Source organism: Photobacterium sanguinicancri (assembly GCF_002265265.1).
Taxonomy (GTDB): Bacteria; Pseudomonadota; Gammaproteobacteria; order Enterobacterales; family Vibrionaceae; genus Photobacterium; species Photobacterium sanguinicancri.
The window spans coordinates 1-20,622 of sequence record NZ_NOIF01000026.1 but is presented as its reverse complement, the minus strand read 5'-3'; the positions used below and the strand labels follow the sequence as shown (position 1 = coordinate 20,622).

The window sequence follows — 20,622 nt, the reverse complement described above, 5'->3', positions numbered from 1 at the left end:
TAATAATGTCAGCGACTAAAGCCAAAACCATGATGACACAAGTGGATGTATTACGTCATGGCCTACCTGAAGGTGATGGTTGTCTGCGAGGTCATACCGATTTTGCGATTACGCCAACAGGTTTGAATCAGATGCACCAAGCTATTGCGGATATCACAAAGGTTGATCAAATTGTAAGTTCGCCATTGCAACGTTGTAGCGATTTTGCCCATACATTTTCATCATTAACATCTGCGCCATTGGACCTTGATAAACAGTGGCAAGAGCTGGATTTCGGGGTTTGGGATGGTCAGCTGCATAAAACACTGTGGCAAACATATCAGCAAGAACTGGATATGTTTTGGCGAGATCCTTGGCATAATACGCCCCATCAAGGAGAAACGTTGCCTGAATTTGATTTGAGGATTATTCAAGCATGGCAGCGCTTATTGACTGATCATAAAGGGAAGAAAGTGTTGCTGATTACCCATGCTGGGGTCATGAGACAACTGTTACGCCATATTTTAGAAATGCCGCAAACGGCTCGGTATTTACAACGTTTGCAATTGCCTTATGCCGCGCGTTATCGAATTACTATTTTTCACGATGAACACAATGAAGATTGGCCGCAATTACACTGGCCCGTTAGTCAGCAGTTTGCCTCATCGTGAATGCGTGAACGAAAAGAATGTACGCCTCAGTCTCTAGACTGAAATGATTAATTGCTGCACATAAACAGTAGCTCCTGTGCTTGAGTGATAAATCAGGCGCAAAACAAGGATTAACAATGCAACCCACAATCAAAGCGGTAATGGTGCAAGGCACAACGTCTGATGCAGGTAAAAGTGTCTTAACCGCTGGCCTCTGCCGTGTATTGGCACGGAAAGGAATCAATGTCGCGCCATTCAAGTCGCAGAACATGGCCTTAAACAGCGCTGTAACCAAAGATGGTGGCGAAATTGGACGTGCGCAAGCGGTACAAGCGCAGGCATGTCGCATTGAGCCAACGGTTCACATGAACCCTGTATTACTCAAACCTAATACTGATATTGGTGCGCAAATTATCGTTCAGGGAAAAGCCATCACCGATATGGACGCTGTGAGCTACCACGGTTATAAAAAAGTGGTAATGGACTCTGTGATGGAATCTTTTGCTATTTTGCAAAAAGAACATGAAACCGTCGTGATTGAAGGGGCGGGTAGCCCAGCAGAAATTAATCTGCGTGAAAATGATATCGCAAATATGGGATTTGCAGAAGAAGCGGATATCCCAGTGATTATCATTGCAGATATCGATCGCGGTGGTGTATTTGCCCATTTATATGGCACATTAGCGCTACTGTCGGAATCGGAGCAGGCAAGAGTAAAAGGCTTCGTGATCAACCGTTTTCGCGGTGATGTAAAACTATTAGAGTCGGGTTTAGACTGGTTAGAAGAGAAAACGGGCAAGCCTGTCTTGGGCGTATTGCCTTATCTTCATGGCTTAATGCTTGAAGCAGAAGATGCGATTAACAGCCAACAAGTTGAAGCCGCAGAGCAACAGCTTAATGTGGTTGTGCCTGTGTTAACCCGTGTGAGTAACCATACTGACTTTGATCCGCTTCGCATGCACCCACAAGTCAATTTACAGTTTGTCGGTAAAGGCCAACCGTTTCCTGCTGCTGATTTAATTATTATCCCTGGTACTAAAAGTGTGCGTAGCGATCTGGCGTTTTTACGCGAGCAAGGTTGGGATAAAAATATTGAGCGTCACTTGCGCTTAGGCGGCAAAGTAATGGGAATTTGTGGTGGCTACCAGATGCTTGGTCAGCAGATTGCCGATCCTGAAGGCATTGAAGGTCCTGCGGGAGAGAGTAATGGACTGGGTTACTTAGCCACACAGACGGTACTGGCCAAAAACAAACAGTTGAAGCAAACGACAGGTACGTTAACCATGCCGAATCAGTTAACAGTACCCGTGCGGGGCTATGAGATCCATGCGGGTGTTACCTCGGGGATCACTGACGATGCGCCTGTACAGTTAATTGATGGTCCAGATGGGCAGTTTGGTGTTGAGAACCAAGTGTTTGGTACTTACCTTCACGGTATTTTTGAACAGCAAGAAGCTTGTGACGCTATTTTGTCGTGGGCGGGGTTAGAAGCGACGCAAACGCCTGATTTTGATGCAATGCGCGAACAAGGCATTGATCGTGTGGCTGACACGCTAGAGCAGTACATGGATCTTGGGAAATTATGGCCCGAATGGGCGGATAAATTTGATGCTAGATTAAGCAAAAATTACTAACCACATCAATTATGAATTAATGATAGCGCTATCTAAATAGCAGAAAGCCTCGCTCAAGTGATTGATGCGAGGCTTTTTTATGTTTCATCGCCGACCTGATTGTCGATGTAACGGCGGATTAGCGAGGGGCGCTAACCAACACTATTTATCGTTGCTCTAATGGGTACGAGCGGTAACTCCACATACCATATGTGCGTAATGCGTCGCGATAAATACCTAACAATTCACCTTTGCTTGGCACTTTCAAATCATCTAATGGCTTATCTGCAGCGGACACTGTATCGAACGTAATGTCTTTCGGGCCTGTCTGCCAGCTTGCAATTTCAAACAATGTTTGACCACGACGGACATGGCTCGCTGAACTGATGATTGTGGCGTGGTCTATGTCATGGCGAGCCAGTGCATAGCTACTATACAGTGCATTTTCTACTGTGCTGCGAGCATAGTTATCTTCAATAATACGGTCTCGCGCAATGCCGTGCTTAACCAACCAGTCAGCCATTAACTTGCCTTCGGTCTTGTGGTTTTTCGGTACGCCACCGGTAAGCACTATCATTGAATTAGGTTGTTTTTTTGCAAACTCTAACGTCTTTTCTAAACGCTGAATCAAAATCTCATGCATGCTGCCATCAGGATTCAGTGCATAACCTAATGTGATGATGGCGGTATTGCCCTTGTGCTCTTTGCCTAAGGTCTCTTTTAGTGGTGTAGCAACAATACGATTCACTGTATCAAAAATACGTTGAATATCAGCCGCACGACCTTCATTCAGGTCTTTTAGGGTGTTCATGTGTTTTTGTGATTCAGCTTCGTTGCCATTGAAGTGTTGCCATACCGCAAGGTAACTGTGCGCATCGACATCTTGCGGTGCCACATCTAACACTTGTTCAAATAGGGCAATAGCACGATCAGCATTTTTGTTATAGATCTGAGCATTAGCAGCAGAGATCAATAGATCTGTGCGATAAGGTTCAAGCTGATAGGCTTCGAGTAGGCGGTTTGTTACCACCTCCATATTACTTGGCATTTTTGCAGTAAAGCCAGCATGAGAAATACGGGCTGGTGATTTAAATGCCGTGACAGCGTCACTTAAGAGCTGATCAACAACTTGACGTTTAGACGTGAATTGGCTGTATTCAACATTTGATTGAATACTTTCTTGAGAAGATGCAATAACAGTCGTAGAGGAAAAGCTAAGTAAGCCACCCAAGGCTAAGGCAAGAAGTGTTTTATTCATTTTAAGCACCAATCTGGTTTGGTTTTTATTTAGGTCTAATGCGAAATGCAATATAGATAATTTGCGGGGCGAAAATTGTGATGGCTAGCTAAGTTTGTATGACAATGCAGTATGGTTTTTATACGGCGGTTCTTATTCTGAGGGGAGGGTCTCACTTTGATGAGTCCTGGTACGGATAATTATGCTGCTTTGAAATGGTTAACGGCAAGAAAGATAACGCGGTTCAAGAGTGAAATTGACAGGGAGAGAAGCCGTGGTCGAAATAATATTGGCAACCAATTTGGTTGCCAATATTGCGTTATACCGAGACGTTATGAAGAATAATGCCTGTTACTTATCTTGGTATTTACTTGCATCAATTCCTAGCAATTTCGCGATGCCATCGCCATAAGCTGGATCGGCTTTATAACAGTGTGTTAAGTGGCGGATTTGAATCTCTTCGGGTACACCTTGCAGATTACGCGCCGTGTTATCGAACAGAATCGTTTGTTTCTCTGGCGTCATTAAGCGGAACAAATCACCCGGTTGGCTAAAGTAATCATCATCTTCTCGGTGATCCCAGTGTGCAGCAGCGCCGTCTAAACTTAGCGGTGGCTCAGAGAAGTCTGGTTGTTCTGCCCATTCACCTTGATCATTTGGCTCGTAGCCTAATGTCCCGCCATGGTTGCCATCGACACGCATCGCACCGTCACGGTGGTAGCTATGAACAGGGCAGCGAGGAGCATTCACTGGGATACTGTGGTGGTTAACACCTAAACGATAACGTTGTGCATCACCGTATGAGAACAAACGCCCTTGTAGCATTTTGTCTGGTGAGAAGCTGATTCCTGGAACCACACTTGCTGGGTTGAACGCGGATTGTTCGACTTCAGCAAAGAAGTTTTCTGGATTACGGTTTAGCTCTAGTTCACCCACTTCAATTAATGGGTAGTCTTTATGTGGCCATATTTTTGTAAGATCGAATGGGTTATATGACACCTTAGAGGCATCATCTTCTGGCATGATCTGAATGTGCAAAGTCCACTTAGGGAAATCTTGATTATCGATGCTTTCAAGCAAATCACGGTGATGGCTTTCACGATCTTGCCCAATGATTTTCTCGGCTTCAGCGTCAGACAAGTTTTTAATACCTTGCTGAGACTTAAAGTGGAATTTAACCCAAAAACGTTCGTTGTCACTATTGATGAAGCTAAAGGTATGACTACCAAAACCATGCATATGGCGGTAAGTGGCTGGAATACCACGGTCACTCATTACAATTGTGATTTGGTGTAACGCTTCAGGTAGCGATGTCCAAAAATCCCAGTTGTTTTTTGCACTGCGCATATTGGTGCGTGGGTCGCGTTTAACAGCGTGGTTTAGATCTGGAAACTTCAGTGGATCACGTAAAAAGAACACCGGCGTATTATTACCCACTAGATCCCAGTTACCTTCCTCGGTGTAAAACTTGAGGGCAAACCCGCGGATATCACGCTCAGCATCTGCAGCGCCACGTTCACCAGCTACCGTGGTAAAGCGAGCAAAAAGGTCAGTTTTTTTTCCAATGTCAGAGAAAATCTTAGCTTTGGTATATTGAGTAATATCGTGAGTTACCGTAAACGTACCATAGGCACCTGAGCCTTTTGCGTGCATGCGGCGCTCAGGGATCACTTCACGATCAAAATGTGCGAGCTTTTCTAAAAACCACACATCTTGTAACAGTTGAGGGCCTCTTTTTCCTGCTGTTTGTACATTTTGGTTGTGGGCTACAGGGCAACCCGCCGCTGTTGTTAATTTCTTACTCATGGCTAATTCCTTCTACTTGTAGGGTGTACTTTGACGTTATATCGGATTGATGATGATGCTAACGACTGTACATTTTGCTAATGAATGTAATTGTTATTTCTTATGAAAAATGACACTTAATCTTTTCAGCGTATAAACAATGTTTCGTTAGAAACAGAAATGGCAATTTTCATCATGTAAGCCATAGCTGCCCCTTTGAATCGCAAGGTGTTCTTCGCCCGCTTTTTTACCCATCACATATCCTGTGTTAAGTAATGCCTTATCCATCGTCAGCCGCTTAATGGCAAAATCTTCAGGTGGTGCGATCACTCGGATTTGCGCATCGCTGGGTGGATTGCGAATGAAGTCCAGTGATTGATTATAGTTACTCGCTCTGACAGCCATAGATTCCGCAATATTGGGGTAGCGAGATAGTAATTTTTTCAGTAACCAAGGGTATTTTGCTGGCTTCATTTCATAGCTCAGAGGGTGTGACAAGATCACCGTAATATCTCTAGCACCTTGTCGGTATGCTTCTTTCACTGGAATAGAATCAGCGACACCGCCATCGGTATAACAGCCACCTGAAAAGCAAGGCGTTTCACGGTAGGCGATTGGTAGTGCGGTTGTTGCTTCAATGATTTTCGATAGTGTATTTGGCTTTACCTGATAATAATCAGCATTACCTGTGTCGATATTGGTAACGGCTGCATAAAGTGGGATTGTTGAGAAAAGCTTGTCGCTATTAAAAGGGTATCGATTGTTAGACTCTTCCCAAAGCCACTTCACATCAACTAGGTTGCCACCTTTGGCAAAACGAGCAGGGTTAAAAAAAGCTCTGTCCGTGGCCATGGTAGTAATGACATTAAAGCTGCGCAGCGGTGCGTGAGATAAGTAGCCAACGAGGTTTGAAGCACCTGCGGATACACCGATAGCAAAATCGTAAGGTAAAAAATCTTCTTCCATGAAGGCGTCTAACACACCACTGGCGAAGATACCTCGCATAGCACCACCTTCTACTATTAACGCACTCTTGCTCATTGCTTTGTTCCATTGAAAATCTATGGTTTTAGAATAGAAGGGATGCGTTAATAAAGATATTCGTATTAATTTATGGTTTTGATAGATAAAAGTTATCAAAGGTAAGGCAAGGCAAGGGATAGGAGATGAAGGGGAGTAGAGTGGGTAAGCAGCGTAAGATATTTGAGCTTACGCCGCTAGAAGGAAATTAAAGCCGAATGTTATGGCTCTCTTATCGTTGAAGGTGGCGTTGGCTACGTGTTTCTAGGTGAGAAAACATGAGAGATAAGCCAAGACACAAAATGAGATACCCTGCGCCAACGAGTAGCCAAATTTCAAAGATAAGCCCAGAGGAATTCGCTATTTCACTACCCACAAAAGTAAGCTCTTGAATCGAAATTAATGAAATAATTGATGAGTCTTTAACCAAAGAAATAAATTGGCCCGCAAGTGGCGGTACGATTCCTGTTAGTGCTTGTGGGAAAATCACATAACGAAAGCGATCCCACCCCGTTAACCCCAGCGAATTTGCCGCTTCCCATTGCCCTTTGGCTATATTATCAATGCCTGAACGTACAATTTCTGCAATGTAGGCCGCTGAAATTAAGCCCACACACAGCACCCCTGAAAAAACATTTTCCCATAGGGCGGTAGGGCCAAACAGAAAGGCTTGGAAGGTATTTATATCACCATCATGATGACGTAATACATCGGCAAGACCAATGGCAGGCACGAGCTGGCTGGAGATAAAAAAATAGAAGATGAAAACAAAAACCAAGGGTGGAATGTTTCTCACTAATTGAATATAAGCTTGAGCAGGTAATCGTAATAACGTAAATGATGATCGCCTTGCTAAGCCGAGTAATAGCCCCAAGATACCAGCAAACAAGATCCCCCATAAGCTTAAGCGTAACGTCGCTATAAAGCCTTGAAAGAAGTACGGCAGCTCACCACTTTTTCCTGATGTAAAGATGAGGTCAAAAGCGCGTGACCAGTTCCATTGGTAATGGACGCCAATAGTCGAACGGTAAGCAAGCCAAGTAGCGAACACCGCTAGCATTGTTAGCAGTGTAAAGTCGAGCTTGTTGAGTTTTTTCCATACAGGCACACGTGGTGCCTGTATGTTATTGGATTGCATTATTGCCAATGTTATTGTCCTTCAGCAACCGCGTTTTGCCAGTCTAGAGTGGTGAACCAGTAGTCGTGACGTTCTTTGAGCCAGCCATCTTCAGTACGCAGTAGGATCCAGTTATTAAAGAAGTTCAGCAGATCGAATTCACCATGACGAATTGCAAATGCTTCTGAACCACGATCAAGACGATCGGTTAATGGGATATAAAGCTTCTCGTTGTACTGAATTGCCATTTGCTCGGGTTTTGGTGAAGACGCGAGTACGGCATGGGCATTACCGTTTAAGACTTCTTGGAACGCTTGTGCGTCATCATCAAATTGGCGAAGCTTGGCTTTTGGGAAGTACTTTTTAGCGGTTTGTACTGTGAATGCACCACGACGTACTGCTAATGTCACACTGCGCTTGTTGAAATCTGCAATAGCCGATTTACCATCAGTCATCGTTTTATTTGCAGCAAGTTGTACTCCAGAATGTGCATAAGGTGCGGTAAACAGCACACTCATATTACGTTGAGGCGTAATCGATAAGCCGCCAATAATGACATCGAATTTGCCGGCGAGCAGAGCAGGAATGATGCCATCCCATGCTGTAGGAATAAATTCCACTTTCAAACCAGCATCTTTCGCTAAGCGACGAGCAACATCAACTTCAAAGCCGATCAGTTCGCCTTGTTGATCTCGCATTGCCCAGGGGACAAAAGTTGACAACCCAACACGCAACGTACCGCGTTCTTTAATATCCACTAACGTGCTTTTATCAGCCGCTAGTGATTGAGTGCTCATCATGAGCGCAAACATTGCTAAAAAAGCAGCAAATAATCGTTTCATGCATCCTTTCTCCGTAAGTAAATTACTTTCATAGTGTGTCGCTTTTAATTTTTTATCAGGGGTTTATCTGTATTTGCTAGATGTTTCTAAGTGAAAATTTAATGGTTTAAAAGTTTAGTGGCTAGGCACGTTAAGCTTGTGTCCTAGCCATGCTGCAAAACCAGACAGCACTAAGGTGATACACAGGTAAACGGCTGCGACGGTAAACCAAACTTCAAAGGGCATCGCAGTATCGGCCACAATATTCCGCCCTTCTGTGGTTAAATCAAAAATAGCCATAACGCTGACAATAGAAGAATTTTTTACTAAGGAAACAGTTTCATTTGTGAGTGGGGGCAAAATTCGACGAATAACCTGCGGCAAAATGACAAAGCGATAACTGTCTGTGTTTGATAGCCCTAGGCTTTGGCTTGCTTCGAATTGACCACGAGAAAGGCCTGTTAAGCCAGCACGAAATATCTCTGCGGTATAAGCGCCCTGAAAAAGCGAAAGGGCTAATACTGCTGTTGTAAATCGCTCTAACCCTAGTACGGGTCCAAATACAAAGTAGAGTAAGTATATTTGTACTAGTAGTGGGGTATTTCGAATCAGTTCGATATAGGTACGTGCAATACCGCGTCCGACAACTGAGTCTGAGAGCCTAAGCAGTGCTGTGGTTAAACCTATAACTAAGGTAAAGATAAGGCTAACGGCTGAAATCTTTAGAGTGACAAGCAAACCTTCCAGTAATTCAGCCGGAAACCATTCGCCATCTTCAACAAACCATAAGTATTGTGGAATACGATACCATTGCCAGCGATAATTCATCGCATCAGCACCGCTTTGTAGTAGCCAATAGATGGCAAGGCCAATGACAGTGATCTGTAACACGCCTGAGACCACAGGTTTGAGAATACGCACAGTTGTTGCGAAATAAGTCTTCATTGGCGCGTTAATAACTCAGAATTTGTTCAAGAAATTGTTGGGTGCGGGCATGCTGAGGCGCATCAAAAAGTTGCGCTGGTGGTGCGACTTCAACAATTTCTCCTTCGTCCATAAAAACAACGCGATCGGCAACTTGGCGTGCAAACCCCATTTCATGTGTGACACACACCATGGTGATCCCTTCATTGGCGAGTTCTTTCATAACATCCAGTACTTCACGGATCATTTCAGGGTCTAAAGCTGAGGTTGGTTCATCGAAAAGCAAAATATCAGGTTTCATACAAAGTGAGCGAGCAATAGCGACACGTTGTTGTTGGCCGCCTGAAAGCTGGGCCGGGTATTTATCGGCTTGATGACCTATATGAACACGCTCTAAATACTCTCTGGCGAGTGCGTTAGCATCGCGGGTGGAAAGCTTTAGTACGCGTTTCGGCGCGAGGGTAAGATTTTCAAGAACAGTAAGATGCGGGAAAAGGTTAAAATGTTGGAAAACCATCCCAACTTTGCCGCGAATAGTTTGCAAGTGCTTTGAATCGAGTTTTTTACCAGCAACGGTAATAAGGCCTGAATCATACTTTTCAAGGCCATTAATACACCTGATTAACGTTGATTTACCTGAGCCGGATGGTCCGCAAATAACTAAGCGCTCACCATGGTTGATAGTTAAATCTATCGACTTGAGAGCATGAAAGTTGCCGTACCATTTATCTACTTGCTCGAAAGCAATTAATGCCTCTTTAGCCAAGCGATGTTCCTAATTTTTTTAGAGTTTGTTTATGTCATGTTATTGCTTTGATGGTGATATTTCAAAGATAGACGGCACATTTGGACGATAAAAATACAACTTAGGGCCAATTGATAAAAAACATCGTAAGTATGTAATGCAATAATCTGCTTTTTGTTAGAAATAAACTGTAATTTTCTTTCAATAAGCAATTGCACAATGCGGATGAAGGCGATAAGTTAAAACGACTGGATGAAAAAAGCAGCAAGAGAGCACTTGTTGAAGATGTTACACGGGAAGTTAAAATAATGCATAAAACAGATGATGTTCGCATCCGCGAAGTAAAAGAACTATTACCACCAGTTGCCGTCTTAGAGAAGTTTCCGGCTACCGAAACGGCGTCAGAAACGGTGTTTGAAGCCCGTAAAGCCATCCACAATATTCTGAATGACAACGATGACCGTTTACTGGTTATTGTTGGTCCCTGTTCTATTCACGATACCGAAGCGGCTATCGAATATGGCAAGAAACTCAAAACGCTGCGTGATGAATTGAAGGGTAACCTTGAAATTGTGATGCGTGTTTACTTCGAAAAACCACGTACCACTGTAGGTTGGAAAGGCCTTATTAACGACCCATACATGGATGGTAGCTTTAAGCTTAATGATGGTTTGCGCATTGGTCGTAAGCTACTGCTTGATCTGACTGACATGGGTATGCCAACGGCGGGTGAGTTCCTTGATATGATTACACCGCAATACATGGGTGATTTGATCAGTTGGGGCGCGATTGGTGCACGTACTACAGAATCGCAAGTGCACCGTGAATTGTCATCTGGCCTTTCATGTCCAGTCGGCTTTAAAAATGGCACTGATGGTAATATCAAAATTGCTACAGACGCGATTGGTTCAGCCAGTGCGCCACACCACTTTTTATCAGTAACCAAATATGGTCATTCTGCAATTGTTTCAACGGCTGGTAATGAAGATTGCCATATCATCCTTCGTGGTGGTAAAGAGCCTAACTACAGTGAATCGGATGTGAATGCTGTTACTGAGCAGCTTGATAAAGCAGGTCACCGTCAAAAAGTCATGGTTGATTTCAGTCATGCGAATAGTCTTAAACAATTCAAGCGTCAACTTGTTGTTTCGGAAGATGTTGGTGGGCAAGTTGCTCAAGGTAACAAAGCTATCTTTGGTGTGATGATTGAAAGCCACCTAGTTGAAGGTCGTCAAGATTTGGCTGAAGGCGAGAAGGGCACTTATGGTCAAAGTATTACTGATGCATGCATTGGTTGGGAAGACACTGAAACGGTGTTACGTCAGTTAGCTGCCGATGTGGAAAAGCGTCGTAACGCATAATGCTTTAAAGTGGTATACCGTAAATAATAAACCCAGCATATTTTGCTGGGTTTTTTATATGGTATATGTAAGGTGAAAGTGAATACAAAAACACACAATAGCGCCAGTATTATTGTGGCGGGTAGTTCTTAAACATTTCACCAATTTGTTCGTCAATGAAAGCTTCTCTGTCATCTGGCGACATGGTTTCTTTCAACTTACGTTGTGAAACCGATCGCCAAACTACTTGGTTACTATTGGTTGCCACCATCTCCACAATCAGCTTACCGTATTTGTATTCTTTATATTGTGTTGGCGTGCTGACACCAATCCCTACGTTATTAAACCCATACCCAAAACCAAACGATGTTCCGCTAGATTGATAGTCGGATTGGCTTTGAATCGCATGACGAATAGTGACATCGGCAGCTTTATCTTTGCTTAATGTTAATCCATGGGTTTGTAATTCACGAGTGATAGCATTTTCCACACGAACAGCATCTAGTGATGTTGAGTCATCATCAGGCTGTACAGCAAACTGATATGTTTTGAATTGTGCGTAGTTAGTTTGCTTATCGTAATCTGTTGATACATCAGCAGTACAGGCAATAAGGCTACCCAGTAACGCACAACAAAATACGCAAGAAAGAACGTTATTCATGCTGGCACCTCGCTTTGAAACTAGAGACAAGGGGATGTCATGTAGATACGTTATGAGTATAGCAATGGCTTAAATAAAGAGATGCTAGAGCATTTTCCAATTTTTACTGCAGCTATAACCGTCATTAAATTCGATGTATTGCGCTTCGAATAAACGTTGTTCATCGTTGTTCTTTGTACAATGTGGAAATTGACAGTAGATAGTATGATCACGATGTAAGCCGTTATCTAAAAAGGCATCCAAGATGGCTTGGGTGTCAGCGATTAAGACTTTTTGTTCCATGAAACTTTCCCATTATTAATCCATAAAATAGATACTAAGAAAGTATTGATTAGCCAATCCTTGGCTGTTGTCTCAATCGTAAGACTTTTAAGTCGTGTAGTCGTTAACTGAGAATGAAGGCTTGTAAACGTCGATCTAATTCTGTTACCAAGGAAACCCCTTCGATGTGATGAAAACCTGGAGTGTGCTCTGTCACAATCACGGGTAATCCTTTGCGTGCACGATTACTTAAAATCATGTGCTGCTCGCTATGGTAGAAGTCGAAAATAATGCCGATTGCTTTTTCTCTTGAAGGAACATTGTAATAACCACGGCCTGTTACTTGAAATGTTAAGGTGGCAGGGTAGTTACTTAGTGTTTTTTTAGCATACGCTGACGTGAATTGTTTGATGGCTGCCTGATCATTAATCAACTCTTTAAATCGGTCAATGGGTTGATATAACGAGTAGTTGTTCTCAGCGGCATATTGCTCGAAGTAATGAACGAAAGCATCACTGTTAGTATCAACTGTAAATTGCTCATCAACAAAATCATATGGGATATTCCGAGCATGTTCGTTTTTTAACTGAGCAAGGCGATACTCGTAGTCTTCCAGCAACTCATGGGTATTACCCTGCATTAATATACGCTTCTCGTTCAGCGCAATTTTAGTTTTTGCATGCAGGTGGCGAAGATTATGTGGAAAGAACTGTGTGTTGTAATTTGTATCAAAGAAGCCACTGAGCTTTGTCATAGACAGCCACAGCAGAGGGGCGTAATAGTCGATGAGTTGCTCAGCTTGAGGGTGAGACGTCGTTGATATTTCATCGAGTAACTCCTCTCTATTTACGTAGGTACAGCCCTCGTCGATGGTAGTGATTAATTCACGCATTTCATCAAAACGACTGCACATAGATCGAGGTTGTTGAACATAGCTAAAGCGTATGTCATAGGCCATTGGATGATCATCAGAATCTAGTTCTCGGAATGAAGCCTGAAAATCGTTTCTCAACCTAGCGAAATGACGAGACTCATCAGCGATAGCGTCAGAGAGTTTATCTAACCGTGTTTCGTATTCATGGATCGGTGTTTTTAGGATAGCTAAGGTATGCTCAAGGTCATTGAGTGTTGCCTGGTAGGCAATGAGATCAGCATCAATTTCCCGCTGCTTGACGTTAGCGAGAGCGTTGACTTTGGCAATGTTAGATGAGTATTGAGAGATAGCTTCATCAAGTGCAGCGATAAAAATTTTTGCTTCATGCAATTCACTGGCTTGAAAATGTACTCTAAGGCTATTTGCTTGTGCAATAAACTTTGGGTTTTTTAACCAATGTTGATCAGCAAGTGATGCGCTTAAGCGATGGATCTCTTGGATAAACTCGGGTATTGCCAACAAATCATTATGTTCGGTAATGACATAGCCGCGCGAGGAAGCGTTGAATTGGTTAATATTAGCCACATTAAGTGACTCTAAATCGAGCTTGTTGTCTCCCTGACATGCGACGAGGCTAAGTACCGTCGCTAAAATCCCTAATGGCCGTAAACATGTTTTGAGCATGACTATTACATTAGTTACATTAGAATTCAGCGCTGAGTTTACGCAGTTAGTTGCATTAAGCAAACGTTTTCTATGGCAATAATTCTAACTGTGCAAATAATCAACGTAAACGTAGCGCGTTTGTCGCATCTATGCCTTTTCTAGATTGCGGAAGAGCCAGCCTATCACTGCTTAAATATCAAACAGTGGTCAACCTCCATATCCTGCTTAAAGAATTGGTGCTAGTCTCTAATCTGGACAGACCAGATAAAGGGAATAGACATGACATGGAATAAGTTAGCCGTCGAAGAGGTAAATGGCATTGTCACAGTGACGCTAAATCGCCCCGATAAACTCAATGCGCTAGATATGGAGATGTTTCAAGAGCTTGATGCGGTGAGCCGCTCCTTGATTAAACGTCGCGATATTCGCGCCGTAATTGTGAAAGGGGCAAATGGGAATTTCAGCAGTGGGTTAGACATTAAGAGTGTTGCTACCTCTAAAGCTAAAGCGCTGAAGTTGCTCGCGAAGTGGTTGCCAGGAAATGCCAACTTAGCGCAGCGTGTTTCTCGAAATTGGCGCGCGATGCCAGTGCCTGTTATCGCAGTGCTTGAAGGGCGTTGCTATGGTGGTGGCTTACAAATTGCCCTTGGTGCAGATCTGCGTTTTGCTACTGAAACGACAGAGCTATCTATAATGGAAGTTCGATGGGGATTGGTGCCTGATATGGGCGGCTTACTGAGTTTACGTGAGATCGTCGGTCGTGATGTTGCCATGCAATTAACTATGACTGGCGACATAGTGTCGGGAAAGGCTGCGAAAGAATTAGGATTGATCACCGCTGTTCATGATAATCCCCTTGCTGCGGCACATGCATTTTGCCAACAAATATCTCAGGCCTCTCCAGATGCGATAGCTGCAATTAAACATTCGACTAACCGTAGTTGGTTAAGCAGTGAACGTATGTTGTTAGCACGTGAAACTCTTAGTCAAATCCGCTTACTATTAGGTAAAAATTTCTTTATTGCTGGTAAGCGACAGCGTCAGTCATTAGAGAGTGATGCCTCCAAACAATACGATTATCAAGAACGCCAATCTTTCTGGTAAAGAATCAACGCGCTATAGTGATAAGAACGGTTTATCTTTCTTATCACTTTTTGATGCAAAAAAAGAAAGGTAAATGCCTTTGTACTATCAGTGGTAGAGGAACCTTCTTTGAATCAGAAAGATAAAGATGCCATTAAGCTTATTGGCTTTGTATCCGCATTGTGTATTGTTGTTCATCTTGTAAATATTTTGCTCGGTGGTGCTTTGAATGATTATGGGCTTTTACCGCGGCATATCACCCATATCACAGGGCTGGTGGCGTATCCTTTTCTGCATGGTTCATGGTCTCACCTCATTAGTAATTTACTGTCATTTGCAGTATTAGCTTATCTTGTTGGTCGTTCGGGAAGTGCTCGATTAATTGCAGTATTTGTTATCAGTTGGGCTATCAGCAGTATAGGTGTATGGTTGTTTGGTCGTACTAGTTACCATATTGGCTTAAGTGGCATTGTGTATGGTCTGTGGGCGTATTTGCTCATGTATGCATTTATGTACCGTAGTATTAAGTCGATAGTGATTGGTGTGATTGTCATGTTTTTCTACGGTTCCATGGTGTGGGGATTCTTACCTGTTCATCAATGGATAAGTTTTGAAAGTCACTTATTCGGAGCGTTAGCTGGCGTACTTGCAGGCTATTGTTTTGCTAAGCGTGATAAAGCTAAAGAACTTGAAATGGGGAAATAGTATGTTGATAACATTTCACAGCAAAATAAGCGGTGATATCACCATGTTTGGCGATGTTGCGCAGAAATTACTACACTATATGGGGCTGTGTGAAAATGTACCTGGTGTGATTGAAGCGAAAGATATTCCTACTGCACTTCGTCATTTAGAGCAAAACATAGCGAAATTAAAGCAACAGGAATTGCAACAACAAGCGATTCAAGAGGCTGATGATAAATTGAAATATGATCAAGATGATGACCTAGATCAGTCACCGCCAATCAGCCTAGCCATTCGGGCGATACCTCTTATCGAAATGCTGAAAGCGGCGCAAGATGCTGAGTGTCATGTTATGTGGGACGCATAATTTTGGTGTTATCGCTATATTATCCATGTTCAATGGTTTTTGTTTATTAAAGTGTTGATAGGTGCTTCTATCAATGTCACTGCTGTAACTGCGGGCGGCTTATTACGCCCGCAGTTAAGCTTCACATCAGTTTATGCAGTGATGAGCTTTTGGCTATCTAACCAGTTACGCGTGACTTCGTCGAGCAATAAGCCTTCGCGGCTAACGAGGTAATCAAGTTCTGCAATAATCTCATTAGAGAAGCGTAATGCATCTAGCGCTTTGATCTGCGCTTGACTAAATAACTGAGCGCGATCTTCACGTAGAAGTAGCACAGCACGGTCGACAATACCCAATAAACCTTTTGGTTCTTTGATTTCTCTAATCGTATATTTGTGGTGCAAAAACTGTGGCTTCCAAAGCGGAACGGCAACCCACTCTTTGTTATCTACGGCTTGTTCAAAAGCGGTAAAGCAGTCTTCTTCAGTTCCAGTATGGAAACGATAACCCGCTTGGTTTAAGCCGTATTCATCCATCATTTTGATTGAAAATCGAGTGATGCCGGCACCAGGGTTGATCCCTTGAATATCTTTGTTCATTTTAGCGATAACGTCAGGCTTGAGTAGATCACTGACTTCAGAGACGGCATCTTCAGGAATGTAATCCGGCACACCCCATAGCGCATAAGGTTCGTAATGAAGACCAAGTTCAAACAATGGCTGAACATCCTCTACATCAGCTTTATAAATACCGTGACTTGATGGTAACCAAGCGGATGAGAGCATATCCAACTCACCAGATTTTAATTTGGCAAAGTTATCTTGATGGGGTGAATAAATACGATTGACCTCAAATCCCATATCATTCAAGACATGTGTAACCAGCGATGCAGTAACACGATGAAATGATAGATCGGTGACGCCAAGAGTAATGGACTTAGGCATGATAATTCCTTCTCTGATTATTGTAATAAGGGCTTCTAATGAGCGGCTTTGTTAAGGCCAATCATAGAGTTAAGCTTGATTGCAATAAACAGCTGTAGAATTGGAACACTTACAAAAATAATTTGATAAACAATTTCTTTTATCTGCCTAATGTCTGCAGTTCAGCTTTACTTTGCGAGATTCCTAGCCATCTTTGACGCAATGCGATCGAACGTTTCAAGTTCCTCTTGCGATATATCTTTGCTCAGTAGTTCAAACATCGTCTTATCAGCGATGGTGTTAATCGCTCCCCAAAATAATATTATCTTGAATCAGCTTTTTACATAGGGTTTGAAGTAATTGTTGTTCGTCGGCTGACAAGGGGGTGTAGTAATCAGTATTGACCTTTTGAAGGCATACACTCGCCTGTTCTTTTGTCTTCGTCCCTTTTTCTGTTAAAGCTAAATAACGTGCTTTTTTGTTGGTTTCACTTTTTCGAGCTTCGACTAGGCCACGTTTAATACAATTATCGACCAGACGTTTAGTAACAGAGCGTTCTCGGTGTAACGTCTCTGCTAAGGTTTGTTGCGGTACTTCACCTAGATGCGCCAATACACGAAGCACACCTTGCATCTCTAGTGTGATATCGAAATCTGCAGCGAGCCTTTGATTAGCCAATGTGCGAAATTGTTTGTACGCGAGCCCCATAATAAACGAGGTATTGTTATCCAGATCAGGAATGGCTGTAATGTCTTTGGTCATCGCTATCTCGTGAAGATGTTAATTGATGAAGAATGAATAATATACCTAAAGTGACGGTGAGTTCCCATGCACGTAGGTAAGTACTTTCTAATCCTAGTGAAGTACTTGTCATATAGAGCTGTATCGGCAGCATAGTCGCCAATAAAGAGTCAGCATGAAGGTCTCGCGAGGCGCCTTGTGCTTGAGCCATAGCACTGGCAATCATAAACACTAATCCCCCTAAACCCAATGCATAATAACCAATGGTGTTTTGATGACCAGCCATTAGCAGCGAAAAGATTACTGCAATTGCACAGCCTCCAACTTGGGTGAGTAATCTTCGCTCAACGACTTGGCGAAAATGTTCTCGGGTAAACTGAGTTGCTGCGGCTATAACGGGCACCATGCAGAACGTGGCCGAGATTAAATCGACAATCATCAAAAATGCTAATCCACAACCTATTAAGCTTAAAGAAACAAATCGATTTTGATAGGTCACGGTTTGCGGACTCAAAGCCGGGGGTTTTCCATTTGGCACAAAAGGACGGTCAGTCTTTGGCAATAGGGCGATCATGAGTTTTGTGATCAAGATGGTGATGGCCATCGAAATTAGAATCTCATGAATCCGCATTGGCATATCGGCAGTGGTGTGCTGTGAAAACACAATGATCAAAATCCAGTTAAAGGTGGGCATCAGCATGCCACCGAGTTTTGCTGGGGTATCGGCACGACGACGCATTTGATCAAAGAAGATCAGGCTGATCGTCCAAATAATAAAAGGATGATCATGAAATAGTTCAGCAATGACAAGCGCACAAGAAGCTGCGATGAATGTTGGAAATAACATTTTGACCAAACCCTGCCATGAATAGTCTTTGCCTTTTGTCATCACAATTGTAGGGTACAAGGCCAAGTAAACAGGGGAATTAAAGTCGAGTAATTTTCCTGCCAACATGCATACAGTGATGGTCAAGGTAACTCTGAGAGCTTCATTTTTATCTATATTTTTTATCATATTGCCCCCTGGCTGCGCTAATAGATGTAGCGAAACAAAGAAACTAATTTGATCCAGCTATAGCCAATACTATCCATCACGCTACTTTGACCATTTTCTACCATTACGCTGGCACGAGAGCCTGCAATAAGCGCGGTGTTTGCGCCGTCAACATGAATACGAGTGCGAATTTTCTGCTGTTCACGGATCCAACGGCTGTCATTTACTACGGTGGACAGTTGATTGGTTGGGTTTGATGCATCAAAAATAGCGCGATCTTGATTGATAATGGTTCCTGCAAATACTTGGCCGGGAAAAGCGTCAAATGATATCCACACCGGATTACCAGTTTGAAGATGGACAATGCCTTTTTCATTGAAATCGGCACTTAACCAGCTGGTGGCCTCATCGACAAGAAAGAGTGAGATAGCGCCAGCACTAATATAACTCCCCGTTTGTAACTGCAAATTACTCACTGTACCTGCTGTCTGCGCGATGACATCGGTACGTGCCAAGTCGAGTTTTGCTGATGCCAGTTTTGATTCAGCGACTGCGATTGCAGCGCTTTTTACTCGATGCTTAATAGTATTATTTTCAACCGTACCCGTTTTATTAGTTTGAGGCTCTGCGGTTGCATTACCAAAGAGTTCGGCTTTGATACGGAGAATGTCAGCGTGAGCCACTGCAATCGCACTTTTTGCAACATTGGCACTGGCATGGGCGTCATCAAAGTCTTGTTGAGTGATCAGCCCTTTATTAAGAAGCTTTTGATAGCGAACAAGTTTGTTGTTGGTGTTATGCCATTCGACGTCGCGCTGTGATAGCACTTGCTCAGCGGATTGAAGCTCTTGCCATTTGGCTAAGTTAGCTTCCAGAGCTTGATGCAGTTCAGCCTCAGCTTGGTGTACTGCGAGAGTATAGCTGTGTTTATCTATACTAAAGAGGACATCACCAGCTTTAACATTTTGTCCATTCTGTACGTTCACATGGGTGATCACCCCTGATACTTGTGGAGCAATATTGGCAACATTTTTGTGCACTGTAGCCTGTGTTGTAAAAGGCGAAAAATTATCTGAACTGATCAAGAAAGCTGAAAAGCTGACGGTACAGGTTAGTACTGTGTAGATAGCGTATTTGTAAATTGTATCTTTCATTTTTTTTGTTACCTATACAACAAAAGCCGAGCGTGGAGTGTAATCTTGTTTTGTTGTTGTAGCAACAAAATAAACAAAAGTAGGCTCATGTTTAAAGCCGAGAGAGATGAGACGGACCGTTATTGAATCATTTTTGCCTATAAGGCAAAGCTGTATTGTTTATTGGCGGGTTTTATTGCTTTTTGGCTAGCGATAGTATTTAACGCAACAAAACAACATTGGATAAAAGACCAAGATGAATACACTTAAAACCGCAACTGTTGCCGCTTGTTTTTCCGTAACCGCTAAGCAAATTATCGATAAACTGATTAGCTCAGGGACACAGGTTGTCGCCTTTGGACGAAAAGGTGATGAAGTCCGTGCGAAGCAACTAGAGCTGCAATATCCAGGTATGCTAACTGTTCTGCTCGGTGATTTAACTAACGAGCAGGAAAGTCAGGCGTTGGTAGCGCAAGCATCACAAATACTGGGTCAGATTGAGGCGCATTATCACTGCTCGGGCATTTTCACATGGCGCTATTGGCAAGATGTTGAGATAGAAACAGTGAAGCAAATTTTTGATGCTAATTTTATGACAGCCTTGGTCTTTGGCCGTGAAATCTATAAAGCGATGGAAAAGCAGGGGGGAGGGGCAATGATGTTTGTATCTGCACGCGACACTATCCGTAATATTCCTGCTGGTTTTGGTCCTTATATGGCATCGAAAATGGCGCTAAATGGTTTAGTCGAAAGCCTTGCGGCTGAAGGTGCAGAGCATAATATTCGTGTTAACGCGGTGCTTCCCACCATAGTCGATACGGAGGTTAACCGACAAGCAATGCCAGACGTGGATCCGACTACTTGGGTGAACCCGACAGAAATGGCTGAATTAATGATTGAGTTAACCCAGCTGAGTAAAACAAATTTGAGCGGTTCCCTTATAACCATAAACAGTAAAATGCATTAATCGTTACTTATCTTATTTTCTAATTTGGTACCCACCGTGAAATTTGACTCTTTTTAGT

Annotated in this window: 21 protein-coding genes; 7 read left to right on the top strand and 14 right to left on the bottom strand. The window is 43.0% G+C overall.

From position 1 onward, the window contains the following. Positions 1–5 precede the first annotated feature (5 nt). Together ASV53_RS06400 and ASV53_RS06395 are read left to right on the top strand one after the other, a co-directional pair. Positions 6–650 carry a histidine phosphatase family protein gene (locus ASV53_RS06400; RefSeq protein WP_239928741.1) on the top strand — a complete coding sequence of 215 codons (645 nt, stop codon included), beginning with the start codon at positions 6–8 and terminating at the stop codon, positions 648–650. A 116-nt stretch (positions 651–766) separates the two neighbouring features. After that, positions 767–2,263, top strand: coding sequence for a cobyric acid synthase (locus ASV53_RS06395; RefSeq protein WP_094956491.1), 1,497 nt, complete (start codon positions 767–769; stop codon positions 2,261–2,263). A gap of 145 nt (positions 2,264–2,408) precedes the next feature. On the opposite strand, the gene ASV53_RS06390 is transcribed toward ASV53_RS06395, so the two are convergent. The 7 genes from ASV53_RS06390 to ASV53_RS06360 form a co-directional block, all read right to left on the bottom strand. Further along, positions 2,409–3,500 carry an ElyC/SanA/YdcF family protein gene (locus ASV53_RS06390; RefSeq protein WP_062687629.1) on the bottom strand — a complete coding sequence of 364 codons (1,092 nt, stop codon included), beginning with the start codon at positions 3,498–3,500 and terminating at the stop codon, positions 2,409–2,411. A 330-nt stretch (positions 3,501–3,830) separates the two neighbouring features. Continuing rightward, positions 3,831–5,285 (bottom strand): catalase KatE2, encoded by a 1,455-nt coding sequence (katE2, locus tag ASV53_RS06385; RefSeq protein ID WP_094956490.1) that lies wholly within the window; start codon positions 5,283–5,285, stop codon positions 3,831–3,833. A gap of 147 nt (positions 5,286–5,432) precedes the next feature. Next, complete coding sequence (locus ASV53_RS06380; protein ID WP_094956489.1) at positions 5,433–6,305, bottom strand: patatin-like phospholipase family protein; 873 nt, start codon at positions 6,303–6,305, stop codon at positions 5,433–5,435. Between the two features lie 211 nt (positions 6,306–6,516). Next, on the bottom strand, positions 6,517–7,422 hold the full coding sequence (locus tag ASV53_RS06375) for an amino acid ABC transporter permease (RefSeq protein ID WP_094956488.1): 906 nt from the start codon (positions 7,420–7,422) through the stop codon (positions 6,517–6,519). 11 nt (positions 7,423–7,433) lie between these two features. Continuing rightward, entirely contained in the window at positions 7,434–8,243 is an 810-nt protein-coding gene (locus tag ASV53_RS06370; protein ID WP_094956487.1) for a transporter substrate-binding domain-containing protein, read from the bottom strand. 114 nt (positions 8,244–8,357) lie between these two features. Beyond that, positions 8,358–9,167 carry an amino acid ABC transporter permease gene (locus ASV53_RS06365; protein ID WP_094956486.1) on the bottom strand — a complete coding sequence of 270 codons (810 nt, stop codon included), beginning with the start codon at positions 9,165–9,167 and terminating at the stop codon, positions 8,358–8,360. Between the two features lie 7 nt (positions 9,168–9,174). Beyond that, a complete protein-coding gene (locus tag ASV53_RS06360) occupies positions 9,175–9,912 on the bottom strand; it encodes an amino acid ABC transporter ATP-binding protein (protein WP_062687634.1) in 738 nt (245 codons plus the stop codon). Between the two features lie 287 nt (positions 9,913–10,199). Between ASV53_RS06360 and aroG the strand changes: the two genes are divergently transcribed. Then, positions 10,200–11,252, top strand: coding sequence for a 3-deoxy-7-phosphoheptulonate synthase AroG (gene aroG / locus ASV53_RS06355; RefSeq protein WP_094956485.1), 1,053 nt, complete (start codon positions 10,200–10,202; stop codon positions 11,250–11,252). Positions 11,253–11,361: 109 nt separating this feature from the next. Here the strand turns inward: aroG and ASV53_RS06350 are convergent, their stop codons facing one another. The 3 genes from ASV53_RS06350 to ASV53_RS06340 form a co-directional block, all read right to left on the bottom strand. Further along, positions 11,362–11,892, bottom strand: coding sequence for a DUF4136 domain-containing protein (locus ASV53_RS06350; protein WP_094956484.1), 531 nt, complete (start codon positions 11,890–11,892; stop codon positions 11,362–11,364). An 84-nt stretch (positions 11,893–11,976) separates the two neighbouring features. Next, positions 11,977–12,174 (bottom strand): hypothetical protein, encoded by a 198-nt coding sequence (locus ASV53_RS06345; RefSeq protein ID WP_062687636.1) that lies wholly within the window; start codon positions 12,172–12,174, stop codon positions 11,977–11,979. 103 nt (positions 12,175–12,277) lie between these two features. Next, a complete protein-coding gene (locus tag ASV53_RS06340) occupies positions 12,278–13,711 on the bottom strand; it encodes a hypothetical protein (RefSeq protein WP_141226232.1) in 1,434 nt (477 codons plus the stop codon). A 261-nt stretch (positions 13,712–13,972) separates the two neighbouring features. On the opposite strand from ASV53_RS06340, the gene ASV53_RS06335 reads away from it, so the two are divergent. The 3 genes from ASV53_RS06335 to ASV53_RS06325 all read left to right on the top strand — a co-directional run bounded on the left by ASV53_RS06335 (position 13,973) and on the right by ASV53_RS06325 (position 15,827). Further along, on the top strand, positions 13,973–14,797 hold the full coding sequence (locus ASV53_RS06335; protein ID WP_062687638.1) for a crotonase/enoyl-CoA hydratase family protein: 825 nt from the start codon (positions 13,973–13,975) through the stop codon (positions 14,795–14,797). Between the two features lie 108 nt (positions 14,798–14,905). Further along, positions 14,906–15,481 carry a rhomboid family intramembrane serine protease gene (locus ASV53_RS06330; RefSeq protein WP_062687639.1) on the top strand — a complete coding sequence of 192 codons (576 nt, stop codon included), beginning with the start codon at positions 14,906–14,908 and terminating at the stop codon, positions 15,479–15,481. 1 nt (position 15,482) lies between these two features. Beyond that, positions 15,483–15,827 carry a DUF1840 domain-containing protein gene (locus tag ASV53_RS06325; protein ID WP_094956482.1) on the top strand — a complete coding sequence of 115 codons (345 nt, stop codon included), beginning with the start codon at positions 15,483–15,485 and terminating at the stop codon, positions 15,825–15,827. Between the two features lie 131 nt (positions 15,828–15,958). Here ASV53_RS06325 and ASV53_RS06320 read toward each other — a convergent pair whose 3' ends face one another. From ASV53_RS06320 to ASV53_RS06305, 4 genes are all read right to left on the bottom strand, one after another. After that, positions 15,959–16,750 carry a glycine betaine ABC transporter substrate-binding protein gene (locus tag ASV53_RS06320; protein ID WP_094956481.1) on the bottom strand — a complete coding sequence of 264 codons (792 nt, stop codon included), beginning with the start codon at positions 16,748–16,750 and terminating at the stop codon, positions 15,959–15,961. Positions 16,751–17,029: 279 nt separating this feature from the next. Beyond that, positions 17,030–17,491, bottom strand: a complete 462-nt coding sequence (locus tag ASV53_RS06315) for a MarR family winged helix-turn-helix transcriptional regulator (RefSeq protein WP_094956480.1) — start codon at positions 17,489–17,491, stop codon at positions 17,030–17,032. Then, complete coding sequence (locus ASV53_RS06310) at positions 17,463–18,485, bottom strand: DUF2955 domain-containing protein (RefSeq protein WP_094956479.1); 1,023 nt, start codon at positions 18,483–18,485, stop codon at positions 17,463–17,465. Before ASV53_RS06310 ends, ASV53_RS06315 begins: the two co-directional genes overlap by 29 nt. Before the next feature lie 17 nt (positions 18,486–18,502). Continuing rightward, positions 18,503–19,618 (bottom strand): HlyD family secretion protein, encoded by a 1,116-nt coding sequence (locus tag ASV53_RS06305; RefSeq protein ID WP_094956478.1) that lies wholly within the window; start codon positions 19,616–19,618, stop codon positions 18,503–18,505. A gap of 235 nt (positions 19,619–19,853) precedes the next feature. On the opposite strand from ASV53_RS06305, the gene ASV53_RS06300 reads away from it, so the two are divergent. Next, on the top strand, positions 19,854–20,564 hold the full coding sequence (locus ASV53_RS06300; RefSeq protein WP_094956477.1) for an SDR family oxidoreductase: 711 nt from the start codon (positions 19,854–19,856) through the stop codon (positions 20,562–20,564). Positions 20,565–20,622 lie beyond the last annotated feature (58 nt).